Origin of the sequence: Cryobacterium cryoconiti (assembly GCF_004403065.1) — a bacterium.
Lineage (GTDB): Bacteria > Actinomycetota > Actinomycetes > Actinomycetales > Microbacteriaceae > Cryobacterium > Cryobacterium cryoconiti.
The window spans coordinates 22,133-42,287 of the sequence record NZ_SOHA01000027.1 but is presented as its reverse complement, the minus strand read 5'-3'; the positions used below and the strand labels follow the sequence as shown (position 1 = coordinate 42,287).

At 68.9% G+C, this 20,155-nt stretch carries 13 protein-coding genes and 1 pseudogene; 8 read left to right on the top strand and 6 right to left on the bottom strand.

From position 1 onward, the window contains the following. A pseudogene (locus tag E3T49_RS08875) lies at positions 1–590 on the bottom strand (DEAD/DEAH box helicase); the annotation flags it as partial. A gap of 261 nt (positions 591–851) precedes the next feature. Here E3T49_RS08875 and E3T49_RS08870 point away from each other — a divergent pair. The 3 genes from E3T49_RS08870 (at position 852) to E3T49_RS08860 (ending at position 3,667) form a co-directional block, all read left to right on the top strand. Further along, positions 852–1,340 carry a GNAT family N-acetyltransferase gene (locus E3T49_RS08870; RefSeq protein ID WP_134424572.1) on the top strand — a complete coding sequence of 163 codons (489 nt, stop codon included), beginning with the start codon at positions 852–854 and terminating at the stop codon, positions 1,338–1,340. A 77-nt stretch (positions 1,341–1,417) separates the two neighbouring features. After that, entirely contained in the window at positions 1,418–2,503 is a 1,086-nt protein-coding gene (locus tag E3T49_RS08865) for an FUSC family protein (RefSeq protein WP_241972727.1), read from the top strand. A gap of 138 nt (positions 2,504–2,641) precedes the next feature. Beyond that, positions 2,642–3,667, top strand: a complete 1,026-nt coding sequence (locus E3T49_RS08860) for an alpha/beta hydrolase (RefSeq protein WP_166785506.1) — start codon at positions 2,642–2,644, stop codon at positions 3,665–3,667. 201 nt (positions 3,668–3,868) lie between these two features. Here E3T49_RS08860 and E3T49_RS08855 read toward each other — a convergent pair whose 3' ends face one another. Continuing rightward, positions 3,869–4,261 (bottom strand): DUF1801 domain-containing protein, encoded by a 393-nt coding sequence (locus E3T49_RS08855; RefSeq protein WP_134424569.1) that lies wholly within the window; start codon positions 4,259–4,261, stop codon positions 3,869–3,871. Between the two features lie 120 nt (positions 4,262–4,381). After that, complete coding sequence (locus tag E3T49_RS08850) at positions 4,382–5,146, bottom strand: IclR family transcriptional regulator (protein WP_134424568.1); 765 nt, start codon at positions 5,144–5,146, stop codon at positions 4,382–4,384. 124 nt (positions 5,147–5,270) lie between these two features. Between E3T49_RS08850 and hutH the strand changes: the two genes are divergently transcribed. The 3 genes from hutH to E3T49_RS08835 all read left to right on the top strand — a co-directional run bounded on the left by hutH (position 5,271) and on the right by E3T49_RS08835 (position 9,024). Continuing rightward, the gene (gene hutH, locus E3T49_RS08845) at positions 5,271–6,821 is read left to right on the top strand and encodes a histidine ammonia-lyase (protein WP_134424567.1); all 1,551 of its coding nucleotides are present in this window, start codon (positions 5,271–5,273) and stop codon (positions 6,819–6,821) included. Between the two features lie 207 nt (positions 6,822–7,028). Further along, the gene (locus tag E3T49_RS08840; RefSeq protein ID WP_134424566.1) at positions 7,029–7,676 is read left to right on the top strand and encodes a response regulator; all 648 of its coding nucleotides are present in this window, start codon (positions 7,029–7,031) and stop codon (positions 7,674–7,676) included. Positions 7,677–7,686: 10 nt separating this feature from the next. Beyond that, complete coding sequence (locus E3T49_RS08835) at positions 7,687–9,024, top strand: sensor histidine kinase (protein ID WP_134424565.1); 1,338 nt, start codon at positions 7,687–7,689, stop codon at positions 9,022–9,024. Here the strand turns inward: E3T49_RS08835 and E3T49_RS08830 are convergent. From E3T49_RS08830 to E3T49_RS08820, 3 genes are all read right to left on the bottom strand, one after another. Then, positions 9,021–9,809, bottom strand: a complete 789-nt coding sequence (locus E3T49_RS08830) for a hypothetical protein (RefSeq protein ID WP_134424564.1) — start codon at positions 9,807–9,809, stop codon at positions 9,021–9,023. The genes E3T49_RS08835 and E3T49_RS08830 overlap by 4 nt on opposite strands. A gap of 1 nt (position 9,810) precedes the next feature. Next, positions 9,811–11,496, bottom strand: coding sequence for a multicopper oxidase family protein (locus E3T49_RS08825; protein WP_134424563.1), 1,686 nt, complete (start codon positions 11,494–11,496; stop codon positions 9,811–9,813). 92 nt (positions 11,497–11,588) lie between these two features. After that, positions 11,589–17,039 carry a peroxidase family protein gene (locus tag E3T49_RS08820; protein ID WP_241972726.1) on the bottom strand — a complete coding sequence of 1,817 codons (5,451 nt, stop codon included), beginning with the start codon at positions 17,037–17,039 and terminating at the stop codon, positions 11,589–11,591. A gap of 219 nt (positions 17,040–17,258) precedes the next feature. Between E3T49_RS08820 and E3T49_RS08815 the strand changes: the two genes are divergently transcribed. Together E3T49_RS08815 and E3T49_RS08810 are read left to right on the top strand one after the other, a co-directional pair. Then, positions 17,259–18,245: an AfsR/SARP family transcriptional regulator gene (locus tag E3T49_RS08815; RefSeq protein WP_241972725.1), complete on the top strand. Its 987-nt coding sequence runs from the start codon at positions 17,259–17,261 to the stop codon at positions 18,243–18,245. Positions 18,246–18,374: 129 nt separating this feature from the next. After that, complete coding sequence (locus E3T49_RS08810; protein WP_134424562.1) at positions 18,375–20,123, top strand: M23 family metallopeptidase; 1,749 nt, start codon at positions 18,375–18,377, stop codon at positions 20,121–20,123. Positions 20,124–20,155: the final 32 nt, after the last annotated feature.

The window sequence follows — 20,155 nt, the reverse complement described above, 5'->3', positions numbered from 1 at the left end:
GGACGGTCGCTGTTGTACGACGGTCGGTCCGTGCGCGGAGCGCGGTCACCGTAGGACGGACGGTCGTTGTTGTACGCCGGACGGTCCGTGCGAGGACGGTCGTTGCCGTAAGACGGACGGTCGTTGTTGTACGCCGGACGGTCGGTGCGAGGACGGTCGCTGTTGTACGACGGGCGATCGGTGCGCGGGGCGCGGTCATTGTTGTAGGCGGGACGATCCGTGCGGGGACGGTCGTTGCCGTACGACGGACGGTCCGTGCGAGGACGGTCGCTGTTGTACGACGGACGGTCCGTGCGGGGACGGTCACTGTTGTAGGAGGGGCGGTCGCCGCGCGGGGCGCCACCGGTGGAGGGGCGATCGGTGCGGTTCGGGCGGTCGCCGTAGGCGGGACGCTCGGAACGCTGGCCGTAGGCCGGGCGGTCATTGCCGGCGGGCCGGCCGGCGGCACGGTCGGCACGCTCTCCGGCGTTCCAACGGGCCTTCTTGGGTGCACCCTCGGCAGCGTTGTGGCCGCGGTGTCCGGGGCTCTTGCTGCCGCCCTTGGACGGTCCGCCCTTGGCGGAGTACTTGGGATCGAAGTTCTTAGGCATGGAAGTGTTCCTGGGTTGTATTGGGTACATGGCAGAACAACGCCGCACAGCGACGCAACCTGAGAACCCGGGCAGTCTATGGCCGGGGCCGTTCACATACAGTGATTTTTCACCAGCGGATTACTGGGAAACCGGCCCATCCTGACTTACAAACCCATCCGCGCACACAAAAAAACACACGGTGTCAAGAGCCGACTTATCCACGTTACCTGATTGATGCCGAAATGTCACGGGCTTATCTTCACCGTCTACTCTGTTCTGATGCTGACCACCATCTCAATCGAGTCCCCGCGGCAGCCGGAACTCGCCGAATTACTGCGCCTGAGCGGCGAGTACGCCCAGTCCCTGTACCCGCCGGAGAGCAACTTCCTGCTCAGCGTCGAGGAACTTGAGCAGCCCGGCGTAGCCGTGTACGTGGCGCGGGATGCGGCGGGCCACGCCCTGGGGATCGCCGCCCTGGTGGGCGGGGCCGATGCGGCCGGCCCTCCCGGTGCAGCGGAGCTGAAGCGCATGTTCGTGCACCCGGACGCCCGGGGCCACGGCGTGGCCGGCCACCTGCTGACCGAGATGGAAGCGGATGCGGCGACCCGCGGCATCCGTGAAATCATACTGGAGACCGGGCCGGCGAGCCATGCGGCGCTCGCCTTCTATCGGAGCGTCGGCTACCGGGAGGTTCCCCTGTTCGGACAGTACGTCGGCGAAGAATTCAGCGTCTGCTTCGCCAAGGTCCTGCCGGCTGACGCGCAATGACCCGTGCCCGGGCCACTGCCCACAGATCAGCACAGGCGAGTGTTCGGCACGCACGATCGACCGCGTCCTGGCTGGGCGTGACCGCGACCAGCCCGCGCATCGTCCAGGCGCTCAAGGCCGCCGTCGCCGTCGCCATCGCGTGGACGATCGCGCCGCTGCTGCCCGGGGTCGCGGACGACTATCCGTATTACGCCCCGCTGGGCGCGCTGGTGAGCATGTACCCGACTCTGATGAGTTCGGTACGGAACGCCCTGCAGACCCTCGGCGGCCTCACCGTCGGCATCCTGCTCGCCGGACTGGTCATCATCCTGAGCGAGCCGAACGTGTTCACCATCTCGCTCGCGGTAGGCGTCGGCGCCGTGATCGCGGCCACCGGGTGGTTCGGGGCGAACCGGGAGTACATCCCGGTCACGGCCCTGTTCGTGCTGATCGTCGGCGGGCCGAATGCGGACGGTTATTCGATCGGGTACCTGGTGCAGATGACGCTGGGGATCCTGGTCGGCCTCGCCGTGAACCTGGTCTTCTTCCCGCCGTTGGCGCTGGAAGCCGTCGGCCATCAGCTGACCCGGTTTCGCTGCACCCTGGCCGACCACCTCTCGGAGGTGGCCGAGGCCCTGGCCGACAGCTGGCCGCCCGAACAGGACGGCTGGGCCTCCCGCAGCCAGGACCTCGTGGCGGTCGGCCGCGCCGTGCGCGCTGCCGTCAGCCACGCCGACGACAGCCGCAAGGGAAACCCGCGCGCCCGCACGAACCAGCGCAACCTCCGTTCGGATTACGACGATCTGGCGGCCCTCGAGAATGTGACGTTCCACGTGCGCGACCTGACCGAGGTGCTGGCCGGGGCAGTCTGGGGGCTGCCGATCCAGCTCGAGTTGCGCCCGGAGATGCGGCCCGCGCTCAGCCGCACGCTGCAGACGCTGGCCGCGCTGCTGAAGGACTGGGACCCGGACGATGGTGAGCAGACCGCTTTCGCCGAAGCGGATGCCGCCCTGAAGGACCTGATGGCCGAATTGGACGAGCGCCGAGGCTCGGCGCCGGCCACGTCACTCGGCGTTGCCTCGACGGTTGCAATGGACGTCACCCGCATTCTCGCGGCCCTCCGGCCGCGGATTCTGCCGGAGACCGAGGAGGCCGACGCCGCTTCGGCTGCGGCGGCGCACTGACCCAGGCGAGACCCCTCCCCCGGAGGATTCGGTGCGGCGCGCGACAGGAATTAGGCTCGAAGCCCTACCCCGCAGCTCGGAGCACACGTGAACACCGGCCCAGGCCATCCTCGATTCGGCTCTCGTCGCATCCGCTTGGTGACTGTTGCCGGCGCAGTCGGCATCGCCGTCGCCGCGACGGCCCTCCTCGGCGGCTTCCGCCCGCAACTGTATTCCGTGACGCCCGACGAACCCGGCGACCAGCGCAGCGAGCTGGTCACGACCCAGATCGTCGGCATCCGCACGTTCGAGCGGCCGGAGGGAATCACGGTCGACGAAGATGTCGAATACGGCACCCAGGCGGACGGCGCCGTCCTCACCCTCGACGTGTGTTCGCCGCCGATCGCGACGGCTCCGACCGATCTCGCCGATCCGGCTGATCCGGCGCCGACGGGAACGGCCTCAGCGACGGAAACGGCGGCAGCGCTGCGCCCGGCCGTCATCTCCATCCACGGCGGCAGCTGGGCCCGGGGCGACAAGGGCAACAGGGACTGGCGAATGGTCTGCACCTGGCTTGCCTCCGAGGGTTTCGTCGCCTACTCGGTGAACTACCGGCTGGTTCCGGATGCCGTGTTCCCCGCCGCCCTCGACGACGTCGCCCTCGCCGTCGAGTGGGCCCGCGCTGCCGCCAACGCACAGACCTATGGCATCGACCCCGATCGGATCGGCGTCTTCGGCGGTTCCGCCGGCGGCAACCTCGCCGCGCTGCTCGGCACCCGCGGCTCGGGGTCACTGACCGACGGCGCCCGGGTGGCCGCGGTCGCCGAACTCTCCGCGCCCCTCGACCTCAGCTACCAGGCCCTGGTCAGGGGCCGGGCACCGGCCGGCTTGCAGAACATCGTGCTCGACTACCTCGGCTGCGACACGCTGCGGAACTGCGCGAAAGCCGCAGCAGCCTCGCCGGCCAGCACGCTCGACAGCAGCGATCCGCCGGTCTTCCTCGGCACGTCGACCGAAGAGTACATTCCACTGGCGCAGGCCACCGGGTATGCGGCCGCGCTCGAGCGCACCGGCATCGACCACGAGCTGGTCACGGTGCCGGGCACCCTGCACTCGATCGGCATCCTTGACGCCGCGATGCGCGAGAAGGTATCCGCCTTCCTGCACGGGGCGCTCGGCGAGTAGCCCCAGCAGCCCGGGCTCGCGGTTCCGCCTCGCGGTTCCGCCTCGCGGCGCAGGTTACGGAAGTGGGCGCACGTTCTAACCCGCGCCCGCTTCCACAGGGTGCGCCGCGAGCGCCGTCGACCTGCGCGGCCCCCCGTTGGTGCTGCCAGCGAATGCGCTTGGGATGTCGCTGACGGGCACCGCCGCGGAGGTTCGGGGCAGCTAACGTGCGGCGTCGAGCCAGCGGCGCACGACGTCGCTGATCTGGTCCTGCTTCTCCAGAAGGTCAGCCAGGTCGGCGACGCTGACGCTGGCCCGGATGTTCGAGTGCCAGGTCAGAAGCCCGAACGGATCACCGTCGAAGGTGTGCGCAGCCCTCCTGTCCTCGGCGATCCGGGTGCCCCAGTGCAGGATCAGGCGCACGCCCTTTCCGTGCGCGTTCACGGTCACCCGGTCGACTCCGTTCAACACGTAGCTCGGCGAATTCCATTTGATGTGCTCCGAGAGCTCGCCGTTGGTCCCGAGCACGATCTGCCGCAGCACCTCGATTTCCGCGCGGCGATCGGGCGGTTGGGCGACGAGGAACTCCGCGACCGTGCGATAGGTGACAGCCATGGCAGAACCCTAGCGCGCCCCCCCTGCCGCGGCGGCCCTGCCTCTCGGCGCAGGTTACGGAAGCGGGCGCACGTTCTATCCCGCGCCCGCTTCCCGCCGCGAGCGCCGTGCAGCGCCGGGCTACGTGCCCCGGATGCGTCGGGAGAGTTCGGCGGCGGTGCCGCCGAGCTGGGCGGCGAGCGCCGGCCACTCCGCCTCGGGGATGCGCTCCCGCGGAAAGGTGACGGCCACGCCCGCGGCCGGCCAGCCCGCGTGGTCGCGCACGGCCACGGCGACGGATGCCATCCCCTCGGTGATCTCGCCGTCTTCCAGGGCGTACCCGTCCCGGCGCACCTGCTCGAGCAGGCGCCGCAGCTCGGTGCCGGTGCGGGGTCCCCGGCCGTCACGCGCGGCGAAGGCTGCGGCGTTGGGGTAGAGCGCCCGCAGCTGGGCGGCCGGCAGCGCGGCGAGCAGGGCGCGCCCGCTCGCGGTGAGGTGGCTCGGGAGGCGCACGCCGACATCCGTCACCAGGGACGGGCGCCGGGGCGCACGCTCCTCGACGAGGTAGATCACGTCGCGCCCGTGCAGCACCACGAGGTGGGCGCTCTCGCCGAGCCGGTCGACGAGCGCGGCGACCAGTGGACGGCCCAGCTGCGACAACGGCTGCTGCCGGGAGAAGCCCGAGCTCAGCTCGAAGGCGGCCACGCCCAGGCCGTAGCGCCGCTCCTCCGGCAGGTGCACGACGAATCCCTGGTCGGCGAGCACGGCGAGCAGGTCGTAGACGGTCGAGCGGGCCAGGCCGAGGGTCGTGGCGATCTGGGACGCCGGCACCGGGCCGCGCTGGGTGGCCAGATGCGAGAGGATGCGCAGCGTGCCGTGCGCCGCCGGAACCTTCGACCGGGTCATCCGCTCGCCTCGCTCCCCTGGTGGTCAATGCGGGCCCACGTCGGCCCGTAACTGTCCGGTATCCCGGACAGCACCCAGCCTAAACCCGTCGTGCGCACCACCCGGCTGGTGTCGAATCAAAGGTATGAACATCGCCAGAGCATCCGTCACCGTGGGCACCGGCCCACTCGAGTTCGCCGACGTCATCGCGGTGGCCCGGCATGACGCCCCCGTCATTCTGGCCCGTGACGCCCTCGACGGCGTCGCCGCAACCCGCCGCATCATCGACGGGCTCGCGCAGGACGTGCACCCGCACTACGGCATCTCGACCGGCTTCGGCGCGCTCGCGACGACGTTCATCGAAAGCGACCGCCGCGCCCAACTGCAGGCGAGCCTGGTGCGCTCGCACGCCGCCGGCAGCGGCCCCGAGGTCGAGCGCGAGGTGGTGCGCGCGCTGATGCTGCTGCGCCTCTCAACCCTGATGACCGGGCGCACCGGCGTGCGGCCCGTCGTCGCCGAGACCTACGCGGCTCTGCTCAACGCCGGCATCACCCCCGTCGTGCACGAATACGGCTCGCTCGGCTGCTCGGGCGACCTCGCGCCGCTGGCACACTGCGCGCTCGCGGTGATGGGTGAGGGCCGGGTGCGGGATGCGTCCGGCACCCTGCTGGGCGGCGGCGAAGCCCTGGCAGCGGCCGGCATCGAGCCCGTCGTGCTCGCCGAGAAGGAGGGACTCGCCCTGATCAACGGCACCGACGGCATGCTCGGCATGCTCGTGCTCGCCCTCGCCGACCTGTCCAGCCTGCTCACGACCGCCGACGTCGCCGCCGCCATGAGCGTCGAGGCCCTCCTCGGCACGGATGCCGCCTTCGCCGCCGACCTGCAGGCTCTTCGTCCCCAGCTCGGCCAGGCCCGGAGCGCGGCCAATCTGCGCGCACTGCTGGCCGGCTCTCCCCTGCTCGCCAGCCACGCCGGCCCCGACGACCCCACCGTGCAGGACGCCTACTCACTGCGCTGCGCCCCGCAGGTGCACGGCGCGGCCCGCGACACGATGGACCACGCCGCCCTGATCGCCGGTCGGGAACTGGCCAGCGCGGTGGACAACCCCGTGGTCACGCTCGACGGCCGGGTGCGCTCCAACGGCAACTTCCACGGCGCCCCGGTGGGCTACGTGCTCGACTTCCTCGCCATCAGTGCTGCGGATGTCGCCGGCATGAGCGAGCGGCGCACCGACCGGCACCTCGACGCCACCCGCAACAAGGGGCTTCCGCCGTTCCTGGCCCACGAGGTCGGCGTCGATTCGGGGCTGATGATCGCCCAGTACACCGCCGCCGGGATCGTGTCGGAGCTCAAGCGGCTGGCGGTGCCGGCATCCGTCGACTCGATCCCGTCGTCGGCCATGCAGGAGGACCACGTGTCCATGGGCTGGGCGGCCGCCCGAAAGCTGCGGCGTTCGATCGACGGGCTCGGCCGGGTGCTCGCGATCGAGGTGATGACGGCCGCACGCTCGCTCGACCTGCGCATGCCGCTGGTTCCCGGCCCGGCCACCGATGCGGTGCGGAACCTCGTGCGCACGGTTGCCGCCGGCCCCGGCCACGACCGGTTCCTCTCCCCCGAGATCGAGGCGATCGTGGATCTCGTGGCAACGGGTGCCGTGCGGGATGCGGCGGCGGGTGTCACGGGGCCTCTCGCCTGAGCTGCCGCGCGGGCATCCGCCCACGGCCCTCGGCCCGGGCAGGCGGCCGCGGCCGCGGCACGCAATCACGATCCCGGCTACCCCCCCCCGAATGAGGCTGGACGGCAGTCGCGGTCGCGAGCATACTGAAAGCCTGATCACCTGCACAGGCGGGGCACCCGAGCACCTGTCGACGCAGATGTCAGCTTTGGAACTCATCGGAGAACCATGATCCGCGTCCTCATCGTCGACGACCACACCACCTTCACCGAACTCCTGCTCGGCGCCCTCGACCGGGAACCGGACCTGTGCACGGTCGGCACGACCCGTAGCGCGCGGAGCGCAATCGAGCTGACCGAAAGCCTGTCTCCCGACCTTGTCGTGATGGACTTCCACCTGCCTGACGGCAGCGGCCTTTCCGCCGCGGCACGCATCCTGGCCCGGACACCGTCCACCCGAATCGTGATGCTGACCGGCGACCCGACCCCCGAAACGATCGAGCAGGCCGCCGCCATCGGAGTCTGCGCTTTCCTCCCCAAGGACGGGTCTCTCGCCGGCCTGCTGGACACTCTCCGGCACGCCCGCAACGGCACCTTCCTGGTGCACCCCTCCCTCGTGGCACAGCTCAGCGCCCGGCGTCGGCTGCACGAAAATGCCCTGGCCGCCGCGTCGCTGACCCGGCGTGAACTGGACGTGCTCCAGTTGATGGCCGCGGGCAGTGACGTGAAGGCCAATGCGCTCGCACTCGGCATCTCCGAGAACACCTGCCGCGGCTACGTGAAGACCATCCTCGCGAAGCTGGAGGCTCATACCCAGCTCGAGGCGGTCGTCACCGCGTCGCGACTCGGGCTTGTGATGGTTCGGGACCGTGCGTAGCCGGGCACGGATGCCGAGGCCGGCCGCCCGTGCCTGGGATTTCCGCCACCCCGACGGCGCCACTGCGGCGGAGAAGTCCGAGGTACGTTCCGCCGTCTCCCGCTTTCTGATGATCGGCCTGCTCGTTCTGATCTCCGTGTCCGTCCCGGTTGCGCTCTGGATTCGGGCGCAGGCGGAGAACCATACCCTCGACGACGCCACCGTGATCACCCATCACCTGGCCGACTACACCGTGGGACCGCTGATCACGGACGAGGTCATCGCCGGAGACCCGGCGGCGCTGAAATTAATCGACAGCCGGGTGGCCCCCTGGCTGGCCGACAAATCGATCGTGCGCATCAAGGTGTGGAATCCGCAGGGCCGCGTGCTCTACTCCGACGTCCCGTCCCTGATCGGGCGCACCTTTGACATTCCTCGCTGGAGCGGCCCCCTGTTGGCCGGCGGGGCCGAGCGTGCCTCCCTCGAACTCCAGGATGGCCTGGACAATGACCACGAGGCTGATTCGGGCGAGCTGGTGGAGATCTATGTGCGGGCTGTGGACGCCGCCGGTCGCCCGCTGATGTTCGAGGCCTACTTCGATGACCAGACGGTGCACGACGAGCAGGCCAGCCTGCTCCTCAGCATGACCCCGGCCTTCCTGCTGGCCCTCATGGTGCTGCAACTGGCGCAACTGCCGCCCGCGATCCGACTCGCCCGCAGAATCCAGGTGGACCAGGCGTCCAGGCGGCAGCTGCTCCAGCACGCGATCCGGGCCTCGGATCTGGAACGCCGGCGCATCGCGCGCGACCTGCACGACGAGGTCATCCAGGACCTGGCGGGGCTCTCCTATGCACTGGAAGCGGAGGACAAGCTCGAATCCGGCGCACGACGTTCTCTGATCATTCGAGCCCGCGTGATCCTGCAACGCAATGTGAGCACCCTGCGAGCTATGACCGGAGAACTCTACCCACCCGGCCTGGAGCAACTCGGCCTGATCGAAGGGTTACGGCGCCTTGCCGATCCACTGACGGAGCGCGGAATCGAGGTGCGGCTCCACCTTCCGGATCGCCTGGACCTCGACCGAGATCGATCGGCCATCCTGTACCGGGTCGCCCGGGAAGCGCTCACCAACGCGATGACGCATGCCGGGGCACAGAGCCTTGAACTCTCTGTGGAGCAGGATGCCGACCGCATCGAGCTGTCCATCCGAGACGATGGCTGCGGTTTCGATCCGGAGGCCGACCCCCCGGACGGGCATGTCGGTCTGCGGATCATCCGGGACACCATCCTCGTGACCGGCGGCACCCTGGAGATCGCGTCGCGGGTCGGTCACGGAACCCGCATTGTCGCTGCAGTCGATCGCGCCTAACCTCCGGTGTGGCCATGGGGCGTCAGCGGCGGTGCGGAACCGGGTGGCGGCTCCGACTCCATCTGCACTCCGTCCCCCTCGGTCGATCGCGGTGACACGGAGACGTCGCCCGGCTCGGACCGCGCCGGACCCGCGATCCCCGCCCGGATCGACTGGATCAGGTCGTCGCTGAGCAGCGGACCGGTGTAGTCGATCCGCAGTTCCTCGGTTCCCGTGGTGCTGGAATAGGTGCCGAGCGCGTCCGCGAGGATCCCTTCCCGTTCGATCGCCTCTCGAAGCGTCCGCGGATCAGCCGTGCGCACCGCGAATCGGAGGTCATGGACCAGCACTGGACCGATCTGGAATTGGACGGCATCCGGAAACGCTCCGCCGAACGACGGGGTCAGGTCGATCAGGCGTCCGGCATCGTCGACGGTGCCGCCCTCGGGAAGCGTGACGACCAACTGCGGCCCCAGCTCTTCCAGCACGTCGGCGTCGAGCACCGTGGGTGAGATATCCGCCAGGGACAGCCCAAGGCGGTGCGCCGCCTGATCCAGCTGCCCGCGGAGCGACACCAGATCTGCGCTCTCCCGGGGGCGGATGGCGACCACGACCCGTCGACGCACCATCAAGCCGTCGAAGGTCACCGCGGGGCGTCCGTTTCCGAGGTCCGCTCCCGGCTCGCCGGCCAGCACCGCGGTGCCGGCCGGCGGCTCCGATTTGAGGCCAGGTTGGGCAACGGTCGAGCAGCCGGTCAACCCGATGACCAGCAGCACGACCGCGACCGGCCTCAAAACCGCAGACATGTCAATATCCCGCCGGATAGCCAGGCCGGTAGGCCGGCGGGAAGGAGCCGAGAGGGGTGGTGTCCGGCACGGGCGGGTCCGTGGTGACGGGATCGTTGACCCGCCAGTCGCCGACCGCGAACTGCACCATCATGTCGTGGTCCTCGTGGACCAGATTGTGACAGTGGATCATGTAGCGGCCGCCCGCGCCGGGGCCGGTGTCGAATTGCGTCAGAATTGTCGCTGATTCGTTCTCTCCGAGGTAGACGACGTCCTTGGGTCCGTTCTCCCACGCGAACGGTTTCCCACGATTCGTGTTGCGGCCGATGATTTTCGCGTCGACCAGGTGCACATGAAGCGGATGGAACCAACCACCCGACGCATTGATCAGCGTCCACTCCTCGATGTCGTAGGGCTGCGGGTTGCCGAACAACCTGGAGTAGCCGGACTTTTCGACATCGGCCCAGGTCACGCCGTTGATCGACCACTCACCCCCGGTCCGATCCACCGTGAGGCTCCGCTTGGCCTTGGCCATTGCCGGCTGAAGGCTCATGGTCGCCACTCCACCGCGAGCCGGGTTCAAGGCGCCACCGTCGTCCAGCGTGCTGGGGATACGGTTCAGCGACGCAGGGCCGGAATCCGCCACGACCTCGAATCGCATGATCTTGTTGGTGTTGGCGAAGTCGATGTTGTTCTTGTTGCTCAGGTTGCGGAGTTCGATCAGCTGTCCCGCGCGGTACTTGCGGAAGTCGATCAGCACCTCATACCGTTCGGCCGTGCCCTGCCGCCAGGACTGGACAGCCTGGACGACGGGCACCATGCCCGCATCCGTTCCGACGATGTACACCGGGTCGCGGGTTGACAGGGTGGGGCGATAGGAGCGGGCTATGGACGCGACCAGCATCCGGAACCGGTAGATCCGTGGCTTGACCTTCATCGTCGGCCAGGGCACCCCGTTGACCAGGATGACATCGCCCCACAGACCCTTACGGCCGTTGTCGTTGTAGCCGAGCGACCCGTCGGCCTTGAACATGGCATCCGACACCATCAGCGGCACGTCGTATTCCCCCTGCGGGAGTTGGGCCTGCTCGAATCGATCGGCCATCGGATAGAAGCCGGCGAGGCCCGCATACACGTTCTGGGCCGTGACGTGCTGGTTGTGGTCGTGGTACCAGAGCGTGCGGGCGGTCTGCCAGTTGGGATAGTGATAGTTCTTGACGTTGCCGGGCGCGGTGAAGTCGCTGGCGTAGCCGTCGTACTGCGGCAGCGAGGCGGAACCGTGCAGGTGCGTGACCGTGCGGAAGGCGCCCGGATGCAGCAGGCCGGCCTGCGGGAGGCCGTTGCGAATGCGCACCTCGGTGCGCGTTCCCTGACGCGCACGGATGGTCGGGCCGGGAAAGATCCCGTTGTAACCGGCGATCGTCGTCGACAGGCCGGGAACCAGCTGGGCCTGACCGAGTTTCTGGGTGAGGGCGAAGCGTTCGTAGGGCCGTGCCGGGTCCCCATCATCGAAGCCGGTTTCATAGGGCACCAGCTCCGGCGGCCGGCGAAAGACGCCCGCGTAGGGAACGGGCATGTTCTGCGCAGCCAGCAGGCTCGTGGTCTGAAGCGGCACAGCCGGGTCCGGTGTGTCGTCGCCACCTTTCGTGCCGACGATTCCGAGAGCGCCGAGGGCTCCCAGTTGAAGAACTTCCCTGCGTGTGGTCATGATCTCTCCCTGCGGCTACGCGAGTTGGGTGAGAGGGGGACAACCGGCCGGCGACCAGTGGATGCGCCGCCGGCCGGTTGAGGGGGTGGTGCCTAGCGGGTCGTGAACACCCAGGTGCGGGTGGCGAGCGGGTTGCCGGCCAGGTCCCGCACAGCGCCCGTGCCACCGGTGATGGTGACGCGGTACCGGGTGTTGGCCAGCAGCGTGGCGTTCGGGTTGATCGTCAGGCGTCGGTTCGCGTTCGTCAGCGTGATCGTGCCTGCGACCACGGATCCGTTCGAGACCCGGGTGATCCGCACCGTCGTCGCGGTGACGCCGGTGATGGCTTCACTGAAGCCCACAACCACGTTCCGGTCGCGCGCGATCCCGGTGACTCCCGGTGCGGGATTCATCGAGGTGATGGTCGGTGCCGGGCCGGTGATGAAGGTCCAGGAGCTGGCCGTCATCGTATTGCCCGCCGTGTCGGTCACGCCCGAGAGGGTGGCCGTATAGGTCGTGTCGGCCGCCAGCGTCGCGTTCGGGTTCAGAGTCGCCACCCGGGTCGCCGCGTTGTAGGTCACCACGGCGGGGATCACCGTGGCGCCGAGCCGCAGCACGAACCTCGTGCCGTTGACTCCCGTGACCGGTTCACTGAATGTTGCACTCAGATTCGCGGTCTGGCTAACCGCACGGGCGCCGGAGGCCGGCGTCCGAGTCGTCACGGTGGGTGCGACGAACTCCGTTCGCGGAGTCACCGCCACGGAGCGAGCCGAGAAGGCGCTCGTTCCCGCCGCGTTGACCGCCGCCACGTCGAACGTGTACGCCGTTCCGTTGGTGAGACCGGCCACCACGACCGTTCCGACGTTTCCGGTGACCGCCTGGGTGCGAACCAGTGTGGTTCCGGAGAACACCCGCACCGAGTATCCGGTGATCGCCGATCCGCCGTTGGCGGCAGGGGCGGTCCAGTTGACGGTCGCCGAGGCGACGCCGGCTGTCGGGGTTCCTATGGTGGGTGCTCCGGCTACGGCCGGCGGCACGAGCGGTGTCACCGCGTTGGACGGAGCCGAGAATGCGCTCGTGCCCAATTCGTTGGTCGCCGCCACCTGGAAGGTGTAGCTGGAGCCGTTGGTCAGACCGGTCACGATCAGGCTGGTCTGACCGGCCACGACCACCCGGTCGACACCGACCGGGGCCCCGGCCGCGTCGAGCACCCGCACCAGGAAGCCGGTGGGAACGCCGACAGCGGATGCGGTCCAGCTCACTGTGGCCTGCGCGTTGCCGGCGACCGCGGGGCCGATGGTGGGAACACCGGGGACCACACTGTCGGAGAACAGCAGTCGTTCCACGTTGCGCAGGGTGTCGGTGCCGTTCTGGCCAGCCCCGTTGTGCACCACGGTCGTGACGGCTCCGGGAGAGCCGAGGGCTCCTCCGACGGTCGTCACGGTGTAGTTCGCGGCCACATCGGAGAACACGGCCGAGTCGATCTGGCCGGCGGTCTCGGCCGCAGTCGGGGAGACGATCTCGCGCATCACGACCAGATTGCCGGGGTCGATGACGCCGGATGCGACATCCGCTGCCAGGGTGCGCGTGTTGCCGGCCTGGTAGGGACGTTCCATCAGCTCGGTGCTGCCGATCTCGGTGCCGGCGCCGTCTCGAACACTGATCCGCACCCGCAGGTACCGGTCGCCGTCGATGACGTCGTCGCCGCCGCGACCCTCAAGAGTGTCGCCGCCGAGACCGCCGAGGAGGATGTTGCCATCGCCCCAGACGGGGCCCTCGAGCGGGCAGGCACCCATCGCGGATGCCGCTTCCACGGGTCCGAGCGGTGTGCTCGGCACTGGGAGGATGGCTCCCAGACCGCTGATGCGGTCGATGCCGGCCTGGTCGAGCACGTCGCAGCCGCTGAAGCCGGCACCACCGACGGTGCTGGGCACTGCGTCGTCACCGCGGATGACGTCGTTGAACCGGGAGCCGGAGTTGGCCTCCGTCTCCTGCCACCGGTCGCGGTTGACCACGACCGGGAGCGGGACGCCCACCAGGTTGTTGTTGATCATCATGTCGTCGTCGGCCGCCACCGTGTCGTACTGGTGGATGACCCAGTCGAACCCGGCGGCCGCAGCGTACCGGTCGATGGTCGCGTTCGACGACATGATGTCGTCGCCGCCCTCACCGTCGTAATCGTTCGCGCCGGACTGGCCGACGAAAACGTCGTTGCCGGGCTTGGTCTGGGCCGGGTCGTCGAAGAACGGCGCCCCGTGGTCACCGATCAGCAGGTCGATGCCCGATCCGCCCTGGATCCAGTCGTCGCCGCCGTCGCCGAACACGACGTCGTTACCGTCACCCGCATGAGCGAAGTCGTCGCCCTCGCCGGCGAAGGTCTCGTTGTCGTTGCCGCCACCGAGGGTGAAGTCCTTGCCGTCACCGGGCATCAGGATATCGAGGCCGATACCGGCGTTGATGTAGTCGTTGCCCGGACCGCCCTTCGGCACGTCGTCACCGGCGGAGTCGGTGATCCGGTCGTTGCCCTCGCCGCCGAGAACGACGTCATCGCCGCCCTGGCCGTCGATCACGTCGTCGCCCTCGTTGCCGAGGACGGTGTCGTTGTCGTTGCCGCCGGCGACCCGGTCGACTCCAGCGGTGCCGTTGTAGACGCCCTGGCCGTTGATGCCGGACGGGTCCTCAGAGTTGATGGCCCGGTACTGGATCGTGCCGTCCGGCTTGCGCAGGAGCAGCGCGCCCTCGTTGCATTCTGAGGCCGGGTCATCGGTCACGGCCGGCCCGGAGGCGAGATATCCCGCTTCGGTCCCGGCCAGATTTCCCAGCTGGAACTTGCAGTCGGCCGTTGCGAACGCATCCGCTTTCAAGGTGTGCGCGTCGGTGTTGCGCATGATCATCTCGGCGAACGAGTTGCCCTCGAGTGCGGCCCGCAGGTTCATGCCGGGGGTGCGCACCAGGTAGTAGAAACGGTCACCGTTCTGCAGGTCGGTCATCTGGTTCTCGAACACGTAGTTGAACGTGCTGCCGAGGAGGCCGCCGAAGAGGTTCGTCTTCTCGGCGAGTCCACCGACCCAGAGATCAACTTTGTTCAGGCCGGTCTCCTGGCCGGCCCAGGGCCCCGCACTGTTCATGAAGTCCAGCGCGTCGGCGGTAGGTGAGATGCCCGGGCCTGGGTCGACGATCGCCGTGGCTGCCGCCCGTTTGCCGGCCAGCGTCGATTCGGCGGTGACGGTCGGGTAGGTGCCGTAGGCCGCCACGAAGTTGGTCAGCGATTCCGGGTGCTTGAGGTTCTGCCCGAAGTCGGCCCAGCTGGTATACGGGGCCAGCTGGCCGTCGCTCGTGACCTCGTTGATCTGGCGCCGCACCTCGTTCAGCGGGGGGACGCCCTCCGACCGGGCACGGGTCATGTTGATCGCCGCGAGGTCCAGGGGCAGACCGAGCAGGTTGCTGCGGAGGGTGTCGGTCACGAACTCATCGAGTTCGTTGCCGACCTGGTCGCTCATGCCCATGATCACACTGCCGGCCGCCTGTTCGGAGGTGAGGGAGCCTGCGCTACCGCCGTCGGTGTAGGACGGCGGATTCAGGAAGCCCTCCAGCAGGGAGATGGAGTTGTCGGTTCCGTCCGAGTTGGTGCGGGAAATCGTCTCGGTCAGCATCGAGTGACCGAAGCGGTAGACCGCGTGGGCGAACTCCGCCGTGACGGCCGGGTTGACGTCGGTGTTGTACGAGAGGAAGGGTTGGATGGCCGGCTGAATCTTGCGTCCGAATTCCTCGAACACCAGGTGCTGGTACTCCATCTCGGTCACGAACCGAGCAGCCTGGAACAGTCGTTCACCGTTCCAGCCGTTCGCGCCCGCGGCCAGCTTCCATTCGGCCAGCGCCGCAACACCCTTGGTGGACGTGTCGTTGGTGAGGGTGGTCTTGAACTCCTCGGCCAGGCGGTCGTGCTCGGAGTGGAAAACCTGGTGAATGGCGGTGAGCCCGATGTTCTCGTTCACGCGTCCATCACCGGCCGCGAAGTGCGCATCCAGCATCTCGTTGTCGTAGGTGCCGGCCGGCTGGCTGGCGAAGTCGGCCGAGGCCGTGGAGTCCCCGTCGGGCACGAGGCCCGCCTTGGGCTCAGCGTTGTGCGCGATGTCGGTCAGGAACGGGGTGTTGAAGTGCAGCGCGTTGGCGGGCACCGGCACCGGGGCCGCGAGGTTGCCCTCGACCAGACCTGTCTCGGTCGCATACTGCGGGAGTCCGCTGACCGGGCCGGGAATGAACTTGCCGTAGGGGTCGACCGCCATCAGGGGGATGTTGGTGACGTCCTGGTCCGCAAGGTCCAGTCCGAGGAGATTCCGGGCCTGCGCCTTGACCGTGGCCCACGTGGCCATGCCGCCGGCGGTGGGACCGGCCGGCCCGCCGAGGAGCTTCCCGGTGGACACCGGCAAGCCGTCGACGTTGTTGGTGTATTCCCGCAGGAATACCTGGTGGGAGGCGTGGGACGTGTAGGTCTGAGATTGGTCGACGAAGGGCGAGTCGGTGTTGTCCGCGTCGCGCACATCGTCGCCGGTGCCCAGGACGCCGTCAGCGCCGGGCTGGTTCTGGCCGCGGGTCAGGACCATGAAGGCCTGGTTGGCCGGCACCTCGTCGCCGTTTCCGGCGATGCCGTCCGGACCCTTGGTCCGCAGCGGGTCATCCTCGTTGAGTGGCACGAAGACCGTTCCACCGCCCTTGACGGTCTGGTCGACACCGTGGTCGAAGAACTGGCCGAAGAGGGTGAACAGGGAGTTGTACGGCGGCGAGAGGCCGACGTCGGTGGTGACGTTGGGGATGAACAGGGTGTCCCCGGACGGCACGCACCCCGCCGGGACGCCGTCGACGGCAGGGTCGGCCAGCGGCTGGGGGTCGGTGGTGCACGGCACGATCCCGAGGTTGCCCTGGGTGCGCACGGGCGTGCCGGCCGCGGCGACCGCCGCCGGGTTGGTCGAGGTCTGGTCAACGATCAGGTTGCTGATCGAACGCGGCTGGCTGTCGAAGACATTTCCGGACGTCGATTGGTAGGACGACGCTGCCGGGGGCCCGAAGAGGGGCGGGTTGGCCTCCGCCGCGCTGAAGACCGGGGTGGTCAGCCGGGTGAACACCTCGTCCGCGGCACCGTAGGTCTCCCGCCCGGGGAGCAGGTTGTTGCAGGAACCGTCCACGGTGCGGAGCCCGTAGGACGTCAGGGCATCCGGAACCTGGTTGGCCCCCGTGCCGACGAGAGCACCGCAGGGACCGGTGGCCGACGTGGTGTTGGCGACGTGGGCCTCGGAAATCTTGATCTGCTTGAGAATGTAGGCGAGGTCGGCCGCGGTGACCGTGAATCCCTGGCCGACCGGGGCTGCGGCGGCGGTCATCGCCGTCGTGGACAGTCCGAGGGTGGCGAACAGCGCCATTGCTGTTCCTGCCGCCAGCGCCCGGACGGATCGGGAGAAGGTGCGGGCTGCGGATGCGGCGGGAACCTGGCCCGACGCTCGTTCTCGACGCAGGAACCCAGTGGATCGATTGTTGGCGGCGCCGTTCTGGCTCTCGGGAAGTTTCATGACACACCTGCCTCTTGAAAGTGATGGGAGTTGCAGGATGTGGCGGCCACCTTGTGGATTTCTTGAGAACTCCGCCGCCGGCTCGACTGTCGCCAGACGGCGTGGGTGCGCGAATCCGACACCCCCCAATTTTGGGGAATGGCGGTCCCCCCAACTGCGGCTTACCGCCCCCCGTCGGTGTGATGACGATGAAGGTCAATCCATCAGCTGGAGGCCGTCATGGAACAAACCCACGGCTCACCCGGGCCATCAGACGATCCGCTCCCCATGCAACTGCTCGCCACCACACCCCTCACGATTCGCCTGCTCGGCACCCTCCGCGTGGACCGAAACGGCACCGTCCTCGGCGCCCACGACCTGGGCGGCCCCAAACCCCGTCAGGTACTGGAGATCCTCCTCCTCCGACTCGGGCGCCCCATCTCCAAGGAGCGATTGATCGAACTCCTCTGGGAGGGACATCCGCCGGCTGAAGCCCTGCCGACCCTGGAGAGCTACGTGTGCGTGTTGCGCCGGCACCTTCAACCCGGAAGCGGCAGAACCGGTCCGTTTCAAACCGTGAACGGCGGCTACGTGATCGAGCGGTCATTCGTCGAACTCGACCTGGACCGGTTCGACACCCTGTATCGGCACGCGCAGCAGTCCGCTGCCGCGGAAAGACTGCCGATGCTGCGCCAGGCACTGGCGCTGGCGACCGCCCCGCTGCTCGGGGACGAGCTGCTCCCGCTCTGGGCCGCCGAGGAGCGCGCCCTGCATTCCGCCCGCGTGACAGCAGCCCGGATCATGGCCGCCGAATCGGCTGCCGAGCTCAACCTGGCTGAGGAGGCTGTGGGCTGGGCGCAGCTGGCGCTGGGCGACGACCCACTCAACGAGCACGCCTGGACAGCCCTGATTCTGGGGCTGGAACAGGCCGGCCGGCCCGCCGAGGGGCTGCAGGCCTACGAGAGCTTCCGCCTGGCCCTCGATCGAGAGCTCGGTTGCGCACCAGGTGACGTTCTGCGCGCCGCGCAGGTCAGGCTCCTTCAGGCCACGGCCGACGGCGAGTTCTCCACTGTGCTCGCGGCCCTGCTGATGCTGCACGATCAGCATCGTCGTGCCACGCCATTCGGAGCCTCGTACCCGCACGCGGACCGGCTGGTGCAAGCGTCTCTCCGGGAAGCAGAACACGTTCTCGACGCCTTCCTGCGCCGTGTCCGGATCGAAGCCTGACATGCTTTCCGCCATCCCGAGCGGGCGACGCTGCCACCGCTTGTCGACCCTCGGAGCCCATGTCATGATGTCACCCGCCGACGCCGTCGACCTGTTCGTCCACCCCTTGAAAACGGATCGTTCTGGCTCATGAACTTCACCCTGAGAGCTCATCGACCCACCCGTCGACTGATTGCGCCTGCCGGTCGTCGTCCGACGCTCGCCCTGGCGTCGATCCTGATCGTCGCCCTTGCACTCGTCGGAGTGCCGCAACCGGCCCTGGCCGACGATACGTCGTCGGTCCCGGGGGTCGAGGTCGTGACGGATACGAATCCCCCAGAGGGTCCGGCAACGCCGACCGGCCCCGAAATCGGCCCAGCCCCGTCGGCCGCGCCCACCCCGGCGCCACCTGAACCTGCCCCCTCTCCGGAGCCGACACAGCTTCCAGCCCCCACTCCGGCTCCCACTCTGGAGCCGACGCCCACGCCGGTTCCGACTTTGGAGCCCACGCCGGTTCCGACTTTGGAGCCCACGCCGGTTCCGACCCTGGAGCCGACGCCGACGCCCACTCCCTCTCCCACTCCGGCTCCGGCTCCGGCTCCGACTCTTACTCCGACGCCGACCCCGGACGCCACGCCGACACCCGGCCCCTCGACTCCCCCGGCACCGCCCACGACCGCTCCCCCGCCGGCGCCGGCAGTCCCTCCCGCGACGAAAGGGCCGGCGCCGACCGCCGAGCCGCCCGTCGCGCAGCGGGACACCTCAGCCGAGGCGCCCGCCGCGCAGGCTGCCGCCGCACGGGCTGCCGCCGCGAAGGCCGCTGCCACTGCTGACCGCCGTGCGGCTGAACAAACCGCCGCCGACCAGGCCCGAGCCCAACACGCTGCCGCCTACAGCGCCGCGCTGACTCTGCAAAGTCGTGCCCAGGACACCTACGACGCCGCGAAACTCATCTACGCCACGACCAGAGCAGACTACGACGCCACGGTGGTGCAGGCAGACCTCGTGCGCGGCCTCGGCGCGGCCGCGGCGGCCAGGGCAGAGGCATCGCGCCGGGCACTGGCCACACTCGTGCGCGCAACCCTGCAGCAGTCGGCCCCCGACGCCATGGACGTGTTGCTCGCCGGCGACCGCACGGGCAACGACCTGCTCGCCGGACTGGCCACAATCGACACTCTTGACCGGCTCACGAACAGCCTCGACGAGGTGAAGGCCCGCGTCGACGCCGATACCAGGCGCGAGAAGACCCTGCAGGACCAGGATGCCGCACTACGGTCGACGATCGAGGCCATCCCGCTCGCCGACACCCGCCTCGCCATGGAAGAGGCTCAGCAGCAACTGGATGCGGCCATCGCCGAGGTGGCCGATCTCGCCGCGAGCACACCGGTCGCCCTCTCCCTCACGCCGCTGCCGGAACCGGAACCGACGGTCGTTGCCGGCAGCGACGACGACGACGACGACCTGCTCCGCGGTCAGCCCGGCAACCAGGGCTGGGCCGCACCCGCTCACGGCTCCCTGTCGGATGGCTTCGGCCCCCGACCCGATCGCCCGCTGCCTGGAGTGAACGAGTTCCACGGTGGCACCGACATCGCAGCGGAGTGCGGGGCGGCCGTCTACGCGGCGAGCGCCGGGGTCGTGGCCGCCGCCGAACGGCTGGGCACCTACGGCAACTGGATCCTGATCGACCACGGCAACGGAGCCGCCACCGGCTATGCACACCTGGCCGAGGGCCAGACCGTCGTCAGCGTGGGCGAGAGCGTCATCGCCGGGCAGGTCATCGCAAGCGTCGGCAGCACCGGCGCCTCCACCGGCTGTCACCTGCACTTCGAGGTGCGGGTGAACGGCGCCGCCGTCGACCCGCAGCCGTTCCTGCTGCAGCGCGGCGTACGGTTCGAGTGAGCCATCCGGTGACGGATGCCGCGGCATCCGTC